Source organism: Streptomyces sp. NPDC093544, assembly GCF_040683495.1.
In the GTDB taxonomy this organism is placed as follows: Bacteria; Actinomycetota; Actinomycetes; order Streptomycetales; family Streptomycetaceae; genus Streptomyces.
The window spans coordinates 226252-241554 of sequence record NZ_JBFBEA010000013.1; the positions used below are offsets into that span (position 1 = coordinate 226252).

Annotated in this window: 16 protein-coding genes; 3 read left to right on the forward strand and 13 right to left on the reverse strand. The window is 69.9% G+C overall.

Annotation, left to right across the window (positions count from 1 at the left end):
- Positions 1 to 24: 24 nt before the first annotated feature.
- The 3 genes from AB0N66_RS21645 to AB0N66_RS21655 all read right to left on the reverse strand — a co-directional run bounded on the left by AB0N66_RS21645 (position 25) and on the right by AB0N66_RS21655 (position 3250).
- Positions 25 to 1644, reverse strand: coding sequence for a choice-of-anchor M domain-containing protein (locus AB0N66_RS21645; protein ID WP_365437354.1), 1620 nt, complete (start codon positions 1642 to 1644; stop codon positions 25 to 27).
- A 20-nt stretch (positions 1645 to 1664) separates the two neighbouring features.
- The gene (locus AB0N66_RS21650; protein WP_365437357.1) at positions 1665 to 2315 is read right to left on the reverse strand and encodes a choice-of-anchor M domain-containing protein; all 651 of its coding nucleotides are present in this window, start codon (positions 2313 to 2315) and stop codon (positions 1665 to 1667) included.
- A 173-nt stretch (positions 2316 to 2488) separates the two neighbouring features.
- A complete protein-coding gene (locus AB0N66_RS21655) occupies positions 2489 to 3250 on the reverse strand; it encodes an alpha/beta hydrolase (protein ID WP_365437360.1) in 762 nt (253 codons plus the stop codon).
- A 113-nt stretch (positions 3251 to 3363) separates the two neighbouring features.
- Between AB0N66_RS21655 and AB0N66_RS21660 the strand changes: the two genes are divergently transcribed.
- Together AB0N66_RS21660 and AB0N66_RS21665 are read left to right on the forward strand one after the other, a co-directional pair.
- Positions 3364 to 4518: an adenosine deaminase gene (locus AB0N66_RS21660; RefSeq protein WP_365437363.1), complete on the forward strand. Its 1155-nt coding sequence runs from the start codon at positions 3364 to 3366 to the stop codon at positions 4516 to 4518.
- Between the two features lie 142 nt (positions 4519 to 4660).
- Positions 4661 to 5014 carry an ATP-binding protein gene (locus AB0N66_RS21665; protein WP_365437366.1) on the forward strand — a complete coding sequence of 118 codons (354 nt, stop codon included), beginning with the start codon at positions 4661 to 4663 and terminating at the stop codon, positions 5012 to 5014.
- Positions 5015 to 5115: 101 nt separating this feature from the next.
- On the opposite strand, the gene AB0N66_RS21670 is transcribed toward AB0N66_RS21665, so the two are convergent.
- The 5 genes from AB0N66_RS21670 to afsQ1 form a co-directional block, all read right to left on the reverse strand.
- Positions 5116 to 5319 carry a PspC domain-containing protein gene (locus tag AB0N66_RS21670; protein WP_365437369.1) on the reverse strand — a complete coding sequence of 68 codons (204 nt, stop codon included), beginning with the start codon at positions 5317 to 5319 and terminating at the stop codon, positions 5116 to 5118.
- 115 nt (positions 5320 to 5434) lie between these two features.
- A complete protein-coding gene (locus tag AB0N66_RS21675; RefSeq protein ID WP_365437551.1) occupies positions 5435 to 5986 on the reverse strand; it encodes a VanZ family protein in 552 nt (183 codons plus the stop codon).
- 193 nt (positions 5987 to 6179) lie between these two features.
- Positions 6180 to 6878 (reverse strand): hypothetical protein, encoded by a 699-nt coding sequence (locus AB0N66_RS21680; RefSeq protein WP_365437372.1) that lies wholly within the window; start codon positions 6876 to 6878, stop codon positions 6180 to 6182.
- Complete coding sequence (locus AB0N66_RS21685) at positions 6875 to 8452, reverse strand: HAMP domain-containing sensor histidine kinase (protein WP_365437375.1); 1578 nt, start codon at positions 8450 to 8452, stop codon at positions 6875 to 6877. The genes AB0N66_RS21680 and AB0N66_RS21685 overlap by 4 nt, the downstream gene beginning before the upstream one ends.
- A complete protein-coding gene (gene afsQ1 / locus AB0N66_RS21690) occupies positions 8449 to 9126 on the reverse strand; it encodes a two-component system response regulator AfsQ1 (protein ID WP_037625670.1) in 678 nt (225 codons plus the stop codon). Before afsQ1 ends, AB0N66_RS21685 begins: the two co-directional genes overlap by 4 nt.
- Before the next feature lie 297 nt (positions 9127 to 9423).
- Here afsQ1 and AB0N66_RS21695 point away from each other — a divergent pair, with 297 nt between their 5' ends.
- Complete coding sequence (locus AB0N66_RS21695) at positions 9424 to 10167, forward strand: SigE family RNA polymerase sigma factor (protein WP_365437378.1); 744 nt, start codon at positions 9424 to 9426, stop codon at positions 10165 to 10167.
- 210 nt (positions 10168 to 10377) lie between these two features.
- Here the strand turns inward: AB0N66_RS21695 and AB0N66_RS21700 are convergent, their stop codons facing one another.
- The 5 genes from AB0N66_RS21700 to AB0N66_RS21720 form a co-directional block, all read right to left on the reverse strand.
- On the reverse strand, positions 10378 to 11016 hold the full coding sequence (locus AB0N66_RS21700) for a uridine kinase (RefSeq protein WP_365437381.1): 639 nt from the start codon (positions 11014 to 11016) through the stop codon (positions 10378 to 10380).
- Positions 11017 to 11124: 108 nt separating this feature from the next.
- Complete coding sequence (locus AB0N66_RS21705; protein WP_365437384.1) at positions 11125 to 12375, reverse strand: ATP-grasp domain-containing protein; 1251 nt, start codon at positions 12373 to 12375, stop codon at positions 11125 to 11127.
- Positions 12376 to 12418: 43 nt separating this feature from the next.
- Entirely contained in the window at positions 12419 to 13381 is a 963-nt protein-coding gene (locus AB0N66_RS21710; RefSeq protein ID WP_365437387.1) for a quinone oxidoreductase, read from the reverse strand.
- A 53-nt stretch (positions 13382 to 13434) separates the two neighbouring features.
- Positions 13435 to 14808 (reverse strand): methylaspartate mutase, encoded by a 1374-nt coding sequence (locus AB0N66_RS21715; RefSeq protein ID WP_365437390.1) that lies wholly within the window; start codon positions 14806 to 14808, stop codon positions 13435 to 13437.
- The gene (locus tag AB0N66_RS21720) at positions 14805 to 15278 is read right to left on the reverse strand and encodes a cobalamin-dependent protein (RefSeq protein ID WP_365437393.1); all 474 of its coding nucleotides are present in this window, start codon (positions 15276 to 15278) and stop codon (positions 14805 to 14807) included. The genes AB0N66_RS21715 and AB0N66_RS21720 overlap by 4 nt, the downstream gene beginning before the upstream one ends.
- Between the last annotated feature and the right edge of the window lie 25 nt (positions 15279 to 15303).

Sequence of the window (15303 nt, forward strand, 5' to 3'; positions counted from 1 at the left end):
CGGTGGCGCCTTGCGTATGCCTTCTCACTGCTGAGCTCGCTTTCTCCGTACGGCCCACACGGCGCAGCCTCCGACGATCAGCGCGGCGACGGACGCGCCGAGCGGTGCGAGGACACCGGAGCCGGTGGAGGCGAGAGCGCCGGTGGCCGTGGTGGGCGTGCCGCCGTTCGGGTCGGCTGCCGGGGTGGACGCGGACTCTGACGGTGACGCGGACGCGGACGCCTCCGCACTCGGGCTCGTACTCGCGGTCTCTGACGGCGACGTGGAGCCCGACGCACTGGCCGTCGGTGTCGCCGTGGCCTCTTCCCCCGCCCCGGGCTTGACCGTCGACGGGTCGACGTCACCGCCCACGACCCAGGCGATGGTCTCCGTGTCGCTGACCTTCGTCCCGTCGGCGAGGGTCGCGCTCACGGTGAACTTCGTGCGGTAGACGCCCTCTTGGGTGAAGGCCCAGTACGAGTGGGAGTGTGCGTCGACGCTGTGGTGGAAGCTGTCGGGCAGGCCGTCGCCGCTGTTGATCCAGAGGTCCCAGCCGCTGAGCGAGCCGCCCGAGAAGATGGCCATGGTGCCCGGGCCCTGCAACGAGTCCACCTGGTAGGTGACCTTGCCGTCGAGCGCGGCCGGTTCCCACTCCTCGGTGTTCCAGCCGGGCCACAGGATGCCCGAGACCTGGGCGAGCGGCAGCCACCAGACCGGGTCGCCCTCGGCGCCGAGGAAGGCCGTGTCGCTCGTGATCTTCTTCTTCGCCGCCGGGACGACGTGCAGCACGACCTCGTCGGGCTCGTACCACTCGTAGTCGTACGCCGTGCCCTCCTTGATCTGGAACCGCAACCCGCCGTCGACGGGCCGGGCGGCGAGGTCCAGGTGCCCGTCGTCGATGACGTGGGCGCCGGAGCCGGTGGGTGTGACGGTCTCCGCAGGGCTGGGGCTGGTTGTCGGCGTCGATCCGTCGCCGGGCAGTACGGCCGTCGGGTCCGCGTTCCCGACCGCGACCGCGAGGGTCTCGGTGTCGCTGGAGACGGTGCCGTCGGCGAGGGTCGTGCTTGCCCTGAGGGTGAGCCGGTAGACACCTTCGGCGCCGAACCCCCAGGTGGGGACGGCGTGTTCGGTGTCCTTGCCCAGTGTGTAGGAGGTGTTCGCGGCGGGATCGGAGGCGAGGTGGACGTCCGGCGGGATGTCGTTGTAGGAGTCGTCCTCCAGCCAGTCGTAGAGGGCGAAGCCGCCCGGGCCCTCGAAGCCGGAGAGCGTCACCTCGGTGTCGGCACCGGCCTCCGTGCCGTTCCAGCCGGGTTCGAGGGCGAAGATCTGGTCCGCCTCCCAGCCGTTGAGGTACCAGGCGTCCAGCAGGCTGCCCAACGGCCCCTGGAGCGGGCCTTCGACGAACGACTTCGCCTCGGGTACGACGTGCCAGACGACCTCTGAGGGCTCACGGACCACCTCGGTGCCCGTCGTCCGGTCGTCGACCTGGAGCTGGAGCTCGCCGTCGACCAGCCGGGGCGTGAGGTCGACCGCTCCCTCGTCGAGTACGACGGCGCCGGACGCGGCCCGGGCGGGCGGGCTGCCGCCCGCCACGAGACCCACCGCGCCGGTGAGTACCGCCGCCGCGGTGATCACCGCGGCGGCGTAGGTGTGTCTTGTACTCATCAGCTACTCAGCAGCCCGAATCAGCCCGACACGACGAAGGTGAGGGTTTCCCGCTCGGAAGTGACCGTGCCGCCGTCGACCGTGCCGCTCACGGTGAAGGTGACCTGGTAGGTGCCCGCTTCCTCGAAGGCCCAGTTGGGGTGGTTGTGGGCGCCGACGGTGAACGACTCGGAGCTGTTTGCGCTGCTGCCGCTGTCGAAGTAGCGATTCACCGAGCCGGAGGCGTCGCTGTAGACGCTGAAGTCCTCGGTGGTCGCGCCGTTGCGGGTCGCGTCCACCAGCGTGTAGGTGACGGTGTTGCCGGTGAAGGTGCCGGTGGTGAGGTGCTCGGTGGAGACGCCGGCGAAGAGCACGCCGACCGCGGTGGCCTCGGCCTCCGTGTCGGGCAGCAGCCACACCTGGCTGCCGGTGCCGAGGAAGCCGTAGCCCGGGTTGGTGACCTTCGCCCCCGCTGGCACGGCCAGGGTCACATCGGCCGGCTCGTACTCGGTGTCGGTCACCTCGTCGTGCACGTGCAGGTGCAGCGCGCTGCCGTCCCACTCCGAGTCGAGTACGTCGACGTGCCCGGACGACAGCGTTGTCGCGGCGAAGGCGGACGTGTTGAGACCGGCTGCGGCGAGAGCGGCGGCGGCGATGCCGGAAACGGTCAGCAGGCGCTTGCGGGTACGCAAAATGGACCCCCCTGAGTCATGTACATGCCCTCCATGGGCACATAAAGACGATAATCATTTTCAGTAAAGATGCGCAAGGGGGTCCTGTGACGGGGGTGCCGCGGTCTTCGCGCGTGGTGTGTCTTGTACGTGCCCCACGTGGAGCACGTGCTCTGCGTGCCCTGCGTGGGCCGTTATCGGCGCAGCGACTGTCCGAAGCCCGCCGCGAGCGGCATCCGCAGACCCAGTGGAGGTGGTGCGGCGAAGGCGTCCTCGACCGGTCGGGAGAAAGAGCGGCCGAAGAGTGCGCCCAGGACGAAGTCCTCTGCCAGGGCCAGGACTTCGGTCCGGTGCTGTTGCAGCGCGTGCCCGTCGGAGTGGACCTCGAAGCGGCAGATGTCACGGTTGGCCTTCTTCGCGCGTGCCGCGAGACGGAAGGACAACTCCGGGTCGGTGCGCTCGTCGTTCGTGCCGTGCACGATCAGCACGCGCCGTCCGGCGAGCTGTTTCACCGGTTCGGGTGGTGCCGCCACATCCTCCTCGGGCAGCCAAGGGGCCAGCGCGAGCACGGAGTTGACGGCGGTGTGGCCGCCCGCGTGCAGTGCCGCCCGGCCGCCCATGTCGACGCCGACGAGGCACACCGGGACATCTCCGTACCGGCGTACGACCTCGTCGGCGGCCCAGGACGCGTCGGCCGCCAGCTCCGCCTCGCTGCCGTTCCAGCCCCGGACCCGGTAGTGCACGACATGCGTGACCAGGCCCTCCGTTCGTCCCGCGCGCGTCAGACGGCGCCCCAGTGTGTGGACGGAGGCGGTCGCCAGCATCGAGGACGGTCTGCGGGCGGAGGTCTCCTCGCCGCCCGGGAGCAGCAGGACGACCCCGCTGACCGACGTCGGCTCCGAGCCGAGCGCCCTCCCCAGCCGGGCCATACGAACCGGCGTCGCTTGGTGTGCCATGACAGAACAGTCTCAGAAGCGACGGTGTACGCCACCCGTCCGCGGGGTCACCGTTACGTATCGACGGATCCGCCCGGCAGGAGATCTACGCGCGTAGGGGCTAGAGTGCGGTAATGACGAGCCAGATCCGGAACACCCCGAGCTCGGAGCAGATCCGCCGGGCGCCCAAGGTCCTGCTGCACGATCATCTCGACGGGGGCCTGCGCCCCGGGACGATCGTCGAACTCGCCCGTGATTCGGGCTATTCAGGTCTGCCCGAGACCGACCCCGACAAGCTCGGCATCTGGTTCCGCGAGGCCGCCGACTCCGGTTCCCTGGAGCGGTACCTGGAGACCTTCGCCCATACCTGCGCCGTCATGCAGACCCGTGAGGCGCTCGTCCGGGTCGCGGCCGAGTGCGCCGAGGACCTCGCCGAGGACGGCGTCGTGTACGCCGAGGTGCGTTACGCACCCGAGCAGCACCTGGAGGGCGGGCTCAGCCTCGAAGAGGTCGTCGAGGCGGTCAACGAGGGCTTCAGGGAGGGCGAGCGGCTGGCCCGCGAGAACGGCCACCGCATCCGCGTCGGCGCCCTCCTCACCGCCATGCGGCACGCCGCGCGCGCCCTGGAGATCGCCGAACTCGCCAACCGGTACCGCGACCTGGGTGTCGTCGGCTTCGACATCGCCGGCGCCGAGGCCGGATTCCCGCCCACCCGGCACCTCGACGCCTTCGAGTACCTCAAGCGCGAGAACAACCACTTCACCATCCACGCCGGCGAGGCCTTCGGGCTGCCCTCGATCTGGCAGGCACTGCAGTGGTGCGGCGCCGACCGGCTCGGGCACGGGGTGCGGATCATCGACGACATCAAGGTCCACGAGGACGGCTCCGTACAGCTCGGACGGCTCGCCTCGTACGTACGCGACAAGCGCATCCCCCTCGAGCTGTGCCCCAGCTCCAATCTCCAGACCGGTGCCGCCGACTCGTACGCCGCCCATCCGATCGGGCTGCTGCGGCGGCTGCATTTCCGTGCCACGGTGAATACTGATAATCGGCTCATGTCCGGTACCAGTATGAGCCTGGAATTCGAGCACCTTGTCGAGGCGTTCGGTTATTCGCTCGACGACATGCAATGGTTCTCCGTCAATGCTATGAAGTCAGCATTCATTCCTTTCGATGAACGACTGGCCATGATCAATGACGTGATCAAGCCTGGTTACGCCGAGCTGAAGTCCGCCTGGCTGTTCCAGCAGACCGCTTCCACCAGCGGTTCTGTGGAGGATGAGGGCTGATCGGACGAGGTGGTAAGCGGCCGGGTCTTCACTTTTTCTCCATGACTCGGCCGCTTTTCGATGTTTGCGGAAGGCCGCTTGAGGTGTTTACGGTCTTGGACCGCTCACATCCCCGTCTCACGGATCCAAGGACGCATTCAAAATGAAGCAGTCTGCTGCCAAGACCCTCGGTGTCGCCGCTCTCGGTGCCGCCTTCGCCGCCGCGGGCGCCGGTGCCGCGAATGCCGCGCCCGCTGTGCCGGACGTCTCCTCGGCGCTGGACACCGTCACCTCGACGCTGCCCGCGGAGAGCGCGTCCAAGGCGCTCCCCGGTGCGGGCGAGGCGATCGCCCAGGGGCAGGGCGCGCTCGGTGCGGGTGTGGCCGCCGCGCAGCCGGCCGTCGCGCGCGTCCTCGCCGACGGGCCGACCGCGCCGGTGGCCGGGCTGCTCGGCGGTCTGCCGGTGCAGGGCCTGCCCACGCACGGGCTGCCGGTGAACGGGCTGCCGCTCGGCTGAGGTTGCTTGACGGACGAAACGCCGGTGGGGCGCACCTTGATCGGGTGCGCCCCACCGGCGTTTCGTGATGCGGCGGCTGTCCAACAGCTCTTGGCGGCTGTCTACCAGCTCGTGGCGCGGGCCTTGTTCTCCGAGGGGAACAGGAACCACAGCACTATGTAGAGCAGGAACTGCGGGCCCGGGAGCAGGCACGACAGGACGAAGATCACGCGCATGGTGGTCGCGGAGGTGCCGAAGCGCTGTGCCAGCGCTGCGCACACTCCGCCGATCATGCGGCCGTTGGTGGGGCGGGCAATGGCGCTCATCGGGGCTCCTTCGCGAACCGTGGGTCGGGCGACTTGTTCGCCGTGCCGGTGGTGGCTGTGTCTCAGCGACTCTGTGCCTTCAAAGCTACGGAGACCAAGCGGGCGAAGCGTCGCTCTACGGTGCGATCCCGACCCTGGGAATCGTCGGGGTCCGACCCTGAGCCGTGTCCTCCCGCCGAAGGGCCGCGCGTCGTTGTTTCTCCGCCCGGCGGCGTAGCCCGGACCGGGCGGCGGGCACGATCGCGAGGTGCGCCAGGGCGACACCGACCGTGTTAAGCAGCAGGGAGTCGACGTCCACCACCTGGCCCGGGACGCCGGTCTGCAGGAGTTCGATGCCCAGGGAGAGCAGGGCGCCGGCGGCGATCGTACGGACGAGGGAGCCGAGCGGGGAGACGGCGAGCTTGCCGCCCGCTGTCGGGAGCAGGACGCCCAGCGGGGCCAGCAGGATCAGGCCCTCGCCGATGCGGCGGGCCGCTTCCCGGGGGCCCAGCGCGAGATCCGCCCTGATTCCGGCGAAGGGCCGCAGATTCGCGGCGCTCACCCAGGGGACGTCCAGGGGGCGCAGGGTGATCCAGGCGACGAGGGCGAGGTGCGCGAGGAGGAGGACACCTCCTGCCACACGGATGCGGATCGCGGCACTGCCGCCGCCTGAGCCTTCACGCTGCACGTTGGCCAAGACGCGGGGTTCGGCGCGATCGGTTCCGGGTTGGTGGGGAGGTTGGGGCTGAGGCGTACGCCACATGTGTGGCTGGGGCGGTTTTTTCGCCCCCTCCGCCCCTTCCCGTCCCTTGTTCCTGGGGGCTGCCGCCCCCAGGAACACGCTTCGGCCTGAACGGCCTCGTCCTCAAACGCCGGACGGGCTAAGAACCAGCGCTCGTCGAAGGCGGGGTCTCCGTGCCCGGGCTGGCGCGGACCTCGGGGGTGCATTCGTAGCGGTTGAGGGGGTCGGTGTTCGGGCCGCCGAGGATCACTGAGCCGTCGTCCTCGGCGGCTGCGGAGTTGGCGAAGGTGCAGACGATCTGGGCGAGGGAGAAGCGGGTGAGGTCGTCCGGTGCGGTGCTCAGACGGAGGGTGTCCTCGGGGTCCTTGTCCTGGGGACCGCTCACCATCATGCCGCCGCGTACGTCCGTGGCGTAGCCGGCCTGCCGCTCCGCCGTGGACGGGGTCTCGGCGAGTTCGTCGAGCAGCCCCTGGGCGACCAGGACGCGCCGCGCGCTCTCCGTCGTGTCGGCGGGGATGCTGACGGACCGGTCGACGGTGACGAGCTGCGCGGAGCAGAGCAGGAAGACCTGGACCGGGACGCCCCCGGAGGTCTGCGTGGAGATGTCGCCCGACAGGGCACAGGGGGCCCGGGAGGGCGCGGGGCCGAAGTCCGTGGGCACCTGGGTGGAGCGGATGCCGCAGCCGGTGAGCAGCGCGGTCAGCAGGCCGAGGATCGCCCAGGGGCGGACGGACCTGCGTCGTGGGGTGGTCGTCCGGCGCTCGCTTCCGTGGAGCAGCGCGGCCGGCAGGCCGAGGATCGCCCAGGGGCGAGCGGACCGGCGTCGTACGGTCGTCATCCGGTGGTCGCCTCCGTGCCGTTCCCGGTCTCGTCCTCGTCGCGTGGGTCGTCGGCGAGCAGCACCGGCGCGTCCTGCGGGAGGCGGAGCGTGAAGACCGCGCCGCCCTTGGGCGTGTTCGCCGCGGTGATGTCGCCGCCGTGGATGTGCGCGTTCTCCAGAGCGATGGACAGGCCAAGGCCGCTGCCCTCCGAGCGGGGGCGGGACGCGCTCGCCTTGTAGAAGCGGTCGAAGACGTGCGGGAGTACGTCCTCGGGGATGCCCGGACCGTGGTCCCGGACCTCGATCAGCAGGGCGTCGGCCTCCTTGCGCACCGAGACCCGTACCGGCGAGCCGCCGTGCTTGAGCGCGTTGCCGATCAGGTTCGCCAGGATCACGTCCAGGCGGCGCGGGTCCAGGCGCACCATGACGCCCCGCTCGGCGTCCAGGTCCACCGCGTCCAGCCAGGCGCGCGCGTCGATGCACGCGGTGATCTGGTCGGCGATGTCCACGTCGTCCAGGACCAGCCGGGCCGTGCCCGCGTCGAAGCGGGTGACCTCCATGAGGTTCTCGACGAGGTCGTTCAGCCGGCGGGTCTCACTGACGACGAGCCGTACGGCCGGTTCGATCATCGGGTCGACGCTGCCGGTCTCCGCGTCCAGTTCCTCTTCCAGGATCTCCGTCACGGCGGTGATCGCGGTGAGGGGCGTACGGAGTTCATGGGACATGTCCGCCACGAAGCGGCGGGAGGCCTCGTCGCGGGCGCTCATGTCGGCGACGCGTTTCTCCAGGGCCTGCGCCGTGTGGTTGAACGTGCGGGAGAGGTCGGCGAGTTCGTCCGTGCCGGAGACCCGCAGGCGGGTGTCGAGTTTGCCCTCGCCCAGGCGGCGGGCCGCGATGCCCAGCCGGTGGACCGGCTTGAGGACCGTCGTGGCGGCGGCCTGGGCCAGCAGCGCCGAGCCGATCAGGGCCAGGCCGGTCGCGATACCCAGGGACCAGGCGAGGGAGTTGAGATCCTTCGCCTCGGGTTCGAGGGACTTGAGCATGTAGCCGGTCGTGGTGCCGCCGATCACCTTCGCGCCGCCGATGAGATACGGCGTGTCGTCGTCGGAGATGCGCTGCCAGTACAGGTGGTAGGCGGACTTGTTGTTCGAGGAGAGCCGCTGCTCCTTGTTCACCGCGTTCTGGAGGGACTTGGGTACGTCCTCCAGCGTGAAGGTGTCCAGCGCGGAGTTGCCGGTGATCTGCTTGCCGTCCGTGGCCTCGGCGACCAGGAGCACGCTGAAGCGCTGGCTGCTGGCCGACATCTGGCCCGCCGTACGCTGGAGTTCGTCCTGCGCCGGGTTCACCGGCAGAATGCTCGCGCGGTTGTTCATCTCCTGCTGGAAGTCGCGCAGCACCGCGTCCTGCGTGCGCGTCAGGACGGACTCGCGGTTGAGCCAGTACGCGATACCCGACGCCGATACGGCGGCCGTGAGCGCGACGAGTCCGAACACCACCACCAGCCGCAGCCGCAGACTGGTGAAGCGCAGCCCGGACAGGATCGCCTTGCGCGCCGCGGCCCAGCCGCGGAGCTTGTCCTGCGGTTTGGTCACTGAGGATTGTCCAGCCGGTAGCCGACTCCCCGGACGGTACGGATGAGCGTGGGGGAGGAGGGCACGTCCTCGACCTTGGCGCGCAGCCGCTGGACGCACGCGTCGACGAGACGCGAGTCGCCGAGGTAGTCGTGCTCCCAGACCAGGCGCAGCAACTGCTGGCGGGACAGCGCCTGTCCGGGCCTGCGGCTCAGCTCAAGGAGCAGCCGCAGCTCGGTGGGCGTCAGCTGCAGATCCTCGCCGTTCTTGGTGACTGTCATGGCGGCACGGTCGATGACGAGGGAGCCGAAGGACGCGGAGTCGTTCGCCTCGCGCTCACCGCGCCGCAGCACGGCACGGATCCGGGCGTCGAGCACCCGGCCCTGCACGGGCTTGACGACATAGTCGTCGGCGCCGGACTCCAGGCCCACCACGACGTCGATGTCGTCGCTGCGCGCGGTCAGCAGGATGATCGGCAGCTGGTCGGTGCGCCGGATGCGCCGGCACACCTCGAATCCGTCGATGCCGGGCAGCATCACATCCAGCACGATCAGATCCGGCCGTTGCTCACGCAGCAGCTTCAGCCCGTCCTCGCCGGTGGCAGCCGTGGCCACACGGTGCCCCTGGCGCGTCAGCGACAGCTCCAGGGCCGTGCGAATGGCGTCGTCGTCTTCGATCAGCAACAGGGAAGGCACGGACGTCATTCTGGCCCATCGGGCGGTGGTGTATCGACCGTTGGAGCGCTCCCATCCATCTCCTGCACACAGGGAGTCCTCGAGCAGGCCCCGGATCGGTCATCTGCGTAGTGCTACCGCTCTTCTCTGTGATCGTGCTGTGTCCTCACCGTGACGCGCCTGCGGGCGGCCCCTGTGACAGGTCTGTGACAGTCGGCGGACACCGCCATGAAGTGGCCCGGGCAAGCTTCTCGACACAAGCAAGAAAGCACGGCGGAACGAACCGAAGAACCGGGACTCCACGACGGGGGGCGCGAGATGAACACGCTGCACAGCACCAGCACTAGCGCAGTTGTCACGCGTCTGCACGACGTCACTGTTGCCCGGAACACGGAGAAGTCCGGCGCCGTGAGCGGGCGGGGGTGCGCTCGCGGCGCCGGGCGTCAGCACACCGGGTCGTACATGACGGTGGTTGACGCGGGGGGACAGGCTCACGGGGGAGCCGCGTACGGGGAGGGCACGGGGGAGCGGCGCTCGGTGTCGGAAGCGGAGTTCACCGCTTACGTCCAGGAGCGCCGCGCCTCCCTCTACGCAACCGCCTACCACCTGACCGGTGACCGCTTCGAGGCCGAGGACCTGCTGCAGAGCGCGCTGTTCTCGACGTACCGGGCCTGGGACCGCATCAGTGACAAGGCCGCGGTCGGGGGCTACCTCCGCCGCACCATGACCAATCTGCACATCAGCGCGTGGCGCCGCCGCAAGCTGAACGAGTACCCGACCGAGGAACTGCCGGAGACCGCCGGTGACACGGACGCGATGCGCGGCACCGAGCTGCGCGCCGTGCTGTGGCAGGCGCTCGCCCGGCTGCCCGAACTCCAGCGCACCATGCTGGTCCTTCGTTACTACGAGGGCCGCACGGACCCGGAGATCGCGGAGATCCTCGACATCAGTGTCGGCACGGTGAAGTCCAGCATCTGGCGGTCGCTCCGCCGGATGCGTGAGGACGAGGTCCTCAGCTTCGGACGTGACGAGGAGGAGTCCTTCGGCGAGCTTGTCGCCTGAAGGTCTGGGGGGAAGCAAGGAAAAAGGTAAGAGGGGGTAGTACGGGGGAGCGGTTCCGGGGGGAACCAATGGGGGCGGGGAACCACGGGGTCAGGGGACCACGTGGTAGCACGGGGGAAACGAGAAAGGTCCAGGCGGACTGGGGGGTCCGCCTGGGCCTCTTTTCGTGTGTCTTCTGCTGTCCTCTGCTGTCTTTTGCTTCCGTTCGGCTTACGCCGTCGCCGGGCGCGGGGTCGCGCAGCGGCCGGCAGCCGCCGCGGTCAGCCGGCCCAGCGCCTCGTCCTTGTCGCAGGGGTGCGCGCCCAGGGCGGTCTGGCGGGCCACGATGGAGCGCTCGGCGCGCATCAGCCGCCAGCCGCGGCGCAGCAGGAAGGGGACCGACTTGCGGCCCTCCTTGAGGTCCCGCAGGAAGCGGCGGCGGAACGTCGTCACCGGGCCGCGGGACAGGCACAGCGCGTCTGCCAGCACACCCAGTTCCCGGCAGCGCCCGACGATCTCGGCGGCGAAGATGCCCTCCGCGATGAACAGCGGAGTCCGCTCGATGTGCAGCGCCTCCGTGCCGGTACGGGCGCTCAGCGAGATGTCGTACACGGGGATGGTCGTACGACCCGTGCGGCACAGCTCCTCGATCGCGGTGACCGCGGCGCTCGCGTCCCAGGACAGCGGGTGGTCCCAGTCGATGTCCGCGCTGCCCTCCACCTGGGGCAGCGTCGGATCCGTGCCCTCCTTGTAGAAGTCGTCGAGGCGGAGCACGGGGAGGCCGGAGTCGGCCGCGAGAAGGGACTTTCCTGAGCCGGAGGGGCCGCAGAGCAGCACCACGCGGGTGGGTATCGGGGGATGGGAACCCAATTCTCCGTACCTTCTGTGACTCGACCTGGCCTCGCTGCCTGCCGGCAACGTCCTGGACATTATCCCTGCCCCGGGACCCCCGCTCCGGTCAGTGCGACGAGGTCTCCGTCACGACCCGGAGGCGGGCTCCGTCACGAAACGCACCGAAGCGTCCAGCTTCCGGGCCAGTGCCTGCGCCTCCTCGGGCGTGTCCGCGCCGACCGCGATCAGGGCCACGCGGTTGCCGACCGAGCGGTGCGGCTCGATGACGTCGCCCACGGCGACCGCCAGCTCGGAGTGGATCACGGAGGGATGCGCGACGACCTCGTCCCAGCCCTCGATCGCGGTGAGGCGTCCCGGGGGCGGGGTCAGGAAGCGGATCGCCGAGCCGCGCACCGGCTTGAGGGCGCTCCTGTCGATGGGACGGCCCAGTACGTCGTCGTAGACGAGGCCGAACCACTCCAGGCCGGGGATGACATGGGTCAGCATGCGGTGGATCCAGCCACCGGCGTTGCGGATGTGGATCTCGCCGAGGACGACGCCGTTCTCGGTCCACCACAGCTCGACGTGGAACTGGCCGTAGCGCAGTTCCAGGGTGGTGAGGGCGGCGGAGACCTGCTGTTCGATCTCCACGCGCTGCGCGTCCGGCACGATCGCCGGGATGACGTACTCGATCTCGAAGAAGTTCGGCGGCGGCAGCAGCTCCTTCGAGGTGACGGCGAGGGTGTGCGGCACCCCGTCGATGAAGAGGCCTTCGGCGCTGTACTCGGGGCCCTCGATGAACTCCTCGACGATGAAGGAGGCCTTGTCCGTCAGGAAGTCGAGCGCGGCCGGCAGCTCGGCCGCGCTGTCGACGCGGGTCACACCCTCGCTGCCCATCGCGTCACGCGGTTTGACCACCCATGGCCCGGTGGAGTGCGTGAGGAAGTCGGCCGCCTGGGCCTGGTCCGCGCAGACCCGGAACTGAGGCTGACGGAATCCGGCGGCGGACAGGGCCGCGCGGGCCTCGTCCTTGGTACGGATCCGGTGGACCGCTTCCGGTGCGTTGCCGGTGACGCCGAGCGCGTCGGCGACCTCGGCGACCGCTTCCTGCGCCATCTCGCGTACGCCGAAGACGATGTCGAACTTCTCCCCGGCCGCGACCTGTTCCCGCGCCCAGGCGGCACTGGCGCCGCGCTCCGCGAAGTCAACGGCGGACACCGCGTCGGCCAGCGCGGTGATGGTGGGGGTGGCGGCGAGGGTGGCTTCCTGGTTGGTCACGTGGATACGCAGGCCGCGCTCGCGTGCCTGGGTGAGGGCGTCCGTCACGACGTCCACGGCGAGGGTGGCGTCCCCCGCACCGCCGACGAAGAGAAGGTGTGGGCTGGTCGGCTCGGCCATCTGGGCTCCTGTGGTGGTGAGTTGAGAAGTCTGGGGGATGGGGTCAGGGCGTCAGCAGCAGCTTGCCGGTGGTGGCGCGGCTCTCCAGGAGGCGGTGGGCCTCGGCGGCCTCGCCCAGCGGGAGGGAGGCGTGGATGTGGGGCTTGAGGACGCCGTCGGCGACGTACGCGAAGACGGCGCCGCCCGCCGCGCGCAGGGTCTCGACGTCGTAGACGTGGTCCTTCATGGTCGGCCGGGTCAGGAACAAGGAGCCGCCGCCGCGCAGCAGTTCGACGTCCAGCGGCGGCACCGCACCGCTGGACAGGCCGCAGAGCGCGAGCGTGCCCCGGCGGCCGAGGCTGCGCAGGCTGGTGAGGTAGGTGGCGGCGCCCACCGAGTCGTAGACGACCTGGGCGCCCTTCCCGCCGGTCAGTTCGCGCACGGCCTCGTCGAACTTCTCGTAGCCGACGGTGTGCTGGGCACCTGCCTCGCGGGCGATCCGCTCCTTCTCGGGGCTGGAGGTGACGGCGATGACGGTCGCTCCGTGGGCCGCGGCCAGCTGGACCAGGAGTCGGCCGAGGCCGCCAGCCGCGGCCAGCACCACCACGGTCTCGCCCTCGGCGACGGGGTGCGTCTGGTGGGTCAGGTAGTACGCGGCGATCCCCTGGAGGGTGACGGCGGCGGCGTCGGCAAGGGCGACGCCGTCGGGTACGGGGATCAGCTTGTCCTCGGGGACCACGGTGTACTCGGCGTACGCGCCCAGTTGGGTGGCGTACGCGACACGGGCGCCCGGGGCGAAAGCCGTCACGCCCTCGCCCACGGACTCGACCACTCCGGCGCCCTCCTGGCCCGGGGTGAAGGGGGCCTCGGCGGGATAGGTGCCGTTGCGGTAGTAGACGTCGATGAAGTTGACACCGGCGGCCGTGTTGCGGACCAGCACCTGGCCGCTGCCGGGCACGGGCAACTCGACTTCCTCCGAGCGGAGTTCGGAGGCGTCGCCGGGCTTGGTCACGCGAATGGACTGCATGTTCTCTGCCAACTCCTGGGTTGTGCGCGGGTGCTGTGATGTTCTGTGGAGGCTCAGGTCGGGACGGTCGGACTTTCGCCGAAGACGTTCAGGAAGTGGTTGATGTCCGAGGTCAGGCCCTTCACCATGTCGCCGATCCGCTTTCCGTCACCCGCTTCGAGGCTCCGCTCGTTGAGGCGACGGGTGTGGCCGGAGAACGGCAGTGATCCACTGGCGAAATAGCGTATGGCACCGTCGGGTGCCCGGCGCGGAATGACCTCGGAGCGCGCATAGCGGCTGGCGCTGAACGGGATGTCGAGCCGTCCCTCCTCGAAGGCGGTGGCGATGGACTTGTAGAGGTCGCCGGCCGCGAGTACGGGTTCCACGATCTCGGCCACCTCGCGCAGGATCAACTCTCTTTCCCGCTCTATTCGTTCCTCGTCCAGCTGGATGAAGTCCAGGAGCCGGGAGTTGGCGCGGGAGGCGAGCAGTAGTCCGTCGATGTTGGCGCGGGTGTCGGGGATCCCGTACGCCTCCAGATACGTCTTGGTGATCAGCTTGGTGGCGCCGCCGAGCCGGGCGACCAGGGCGCCGTACAGGATGAGGTCCTCGGCGTGGGACCGCTCGCGGGGGAAGACCCCCATGAACTCGTGCAGCACGGCGTGGACTTCGACGTCCTCGGGCAGATAGCGGGCCGCGAGCGCGGAGACCGCTCGCAGCGCGGCGACGTCCTGCTCGAAGTGCCCGCCCTGCGGATAGGCCACCGAGATGCACTTCACGCCCTCGCGGGCCGCCGCCACCGCCTCCAGGACGCTGATGGCGAGGGAGATCGACGGTGGCACCAGGACCGCGGTCAGGGTGCCGAACAGCTCCCGGTCGACGACGAGTCCGCGCTCCGCGAGCTCCCCGCAGAGCGCGTCGACCTCCTGCCAGGCGGCCAGCGACTCGCTCAGCGGGACGGCCTTGGAGTAGGGCAGGTTGTACGAGATCCCGCCGCCCTCGAACGAGGTGATCCCGGACGCCACCGAGGTGCGGAACAGCAGCCGCGCGTCGGGCGAGCCGTGCCGGACTTCCAGCGGCGCCCGCACCGCCTCGTTCAACTGGCGCCCCCTGACCCACCCGTGGGTGACCAGGGGGTAGCCGTTGAGGTCCGCGGGGTTGCGCAGCAGCGCGGCCCTGGCGTTGTCGAACCGCTTCAGCCGGGTGTGGGAGTCGATGGTGAGCGTGAGGATGTCCGGCGCGGCATGCCGCTCCAGGTCCTGGAGCAGCGTCGTCATCTGGACGTGCGAGCCGACACCGCAGCGCGGTTGCAGCGCGACGCGCCCCTCGGCGCGTGCGGTGCGCAGCACCTCGGCGGCGGTCGGCTTTCCCAACTCCCGTACGTATGCGAGAGATTCGTCCAGGGTGGGCAGCTCAGGGGGTTCGGGCGGGACGACGGGGTCGGTCATGAGGCGACGCTGGGGCGGACCAGGGCGCGTGCGCGCAGCTCGTCCAGGGTGGCCGACAGCAGCTCGGGGTCGGACAGGATGACATCGACACCGAGCTGCCGCAGCCGCTCGGTGTCGGCGCTCTCCTTGTGGCTGCCCACGGAGAGGTTGCCGCCGAGGATGACGGGGCAGTCCAGCAGGCCCTGGGCGCGGGCCTCGGGCAGTTCCTGGAGATCCTCGTACGCATGCCCGTTGAGGCTGCCGATGATCACGGCCTCGGCCTCGGGGTGTTCGACGAGGGCCGCGGCGAACTCGGCGACCGGGGTGCAGGTGCCGAGGTTGACGACGTGGAAGCCCTGGGCGCGCAGGCCGTGGGCGATGAGGTGATTGGCCACGACGTGGCTGTCGCTGGCGGCGACGCCGAGGATGACGGTGCGGGTCTCGGTTGCCAGTGGTGCGTCTTCAGTCAGTGGTGCGTCTTCGTGCCGCATGGATAACCCCCGGTGGACTATGGGC

Excerpts from the sequence above, each read along its gene's own strand:
- AB0N66_RS21645 (WP_365437354.1), bottom strand. The coding sequence starts at position 1,644 with ATGAGTACAAGACACACCTACGCCGCCGCGGTGATCACCGCGGCGGCG.
- AB0N66_RS21655 (WP_365437360.1), bottom strand. The coding sequence starts at position 3,250 with ATGGCACACCAAGCGACGCCGGTTCGTATGGCCCGGCTGGGGAGGGCG.
- AB0N66_RS21660 (WP_365437363.1), top strand. The coding sequence starts at position 3,364 with ATGACGAGCCAGATCCGGAACACCCCGAGCTCGGAGCAGATCCGCCGG.
- AB0N66_RS21665 (WP_365437366.1), top strand. The coding sequence starts at position 4,661 with ATGAAGCAGTCTGCTGCCAAGACCCTCGGTGTCGCCGCTCTCGGTGCC.
- AB0N66_RS21670 (WP_365437369.1), bottom strand. The coding sequence starts at position 5,319 with ATGAGCGCCATTGCCCGCCCCACCAACGGCCGCATGATCGGCGGAGTG.
- AB0N66_RS21680 (WP_365437372.1), bottom strand. The coding sequence starts at position 6,878 with ATGACGACCGTACGACGCCGGTCCGCTCGCCCCTGGGCGATCCTCGGC.
- AB0N66_RS21695 (WP_365437378.1), top strand. The coding sequence starts at position 9,424 with ATGAACACGCTGCACAGCACCAGCACTAGCGCAGTTGTCACGCGTCTG.
- AB0N66_RS21705 (WP_365437384.1), bottom strand. The coding sequence starts at position 12,375 with ATGGCCGAGCCGACCAGCCCACACCTTCTCTTCGTCGGCGGTGCGGGG.
- AB0N66_RS21710 (WP_365437387.1), bottom strand. The coding sequence starts at position 13,381 with ATGCAGTCCATTCGCGTGACCAAGCCCGGCGACGCCTCCGAACTCCGC.
- AB0N66_RS21715 (WP_365437390.1), bottom strand. The coding sequence starts at position 14,808 with ATGACCGACCCCGTCGTCCCGCCCGAACCCCCTGAGCTGCCCACCCTG.
- AB0N66_RS21720 (WP_365437393.1), bottom strand. The coding sequence starts at position 15,278 with ATGCGGCACGAAGACGCACCACTGACTGAAGACGCACCACTGGCAACC.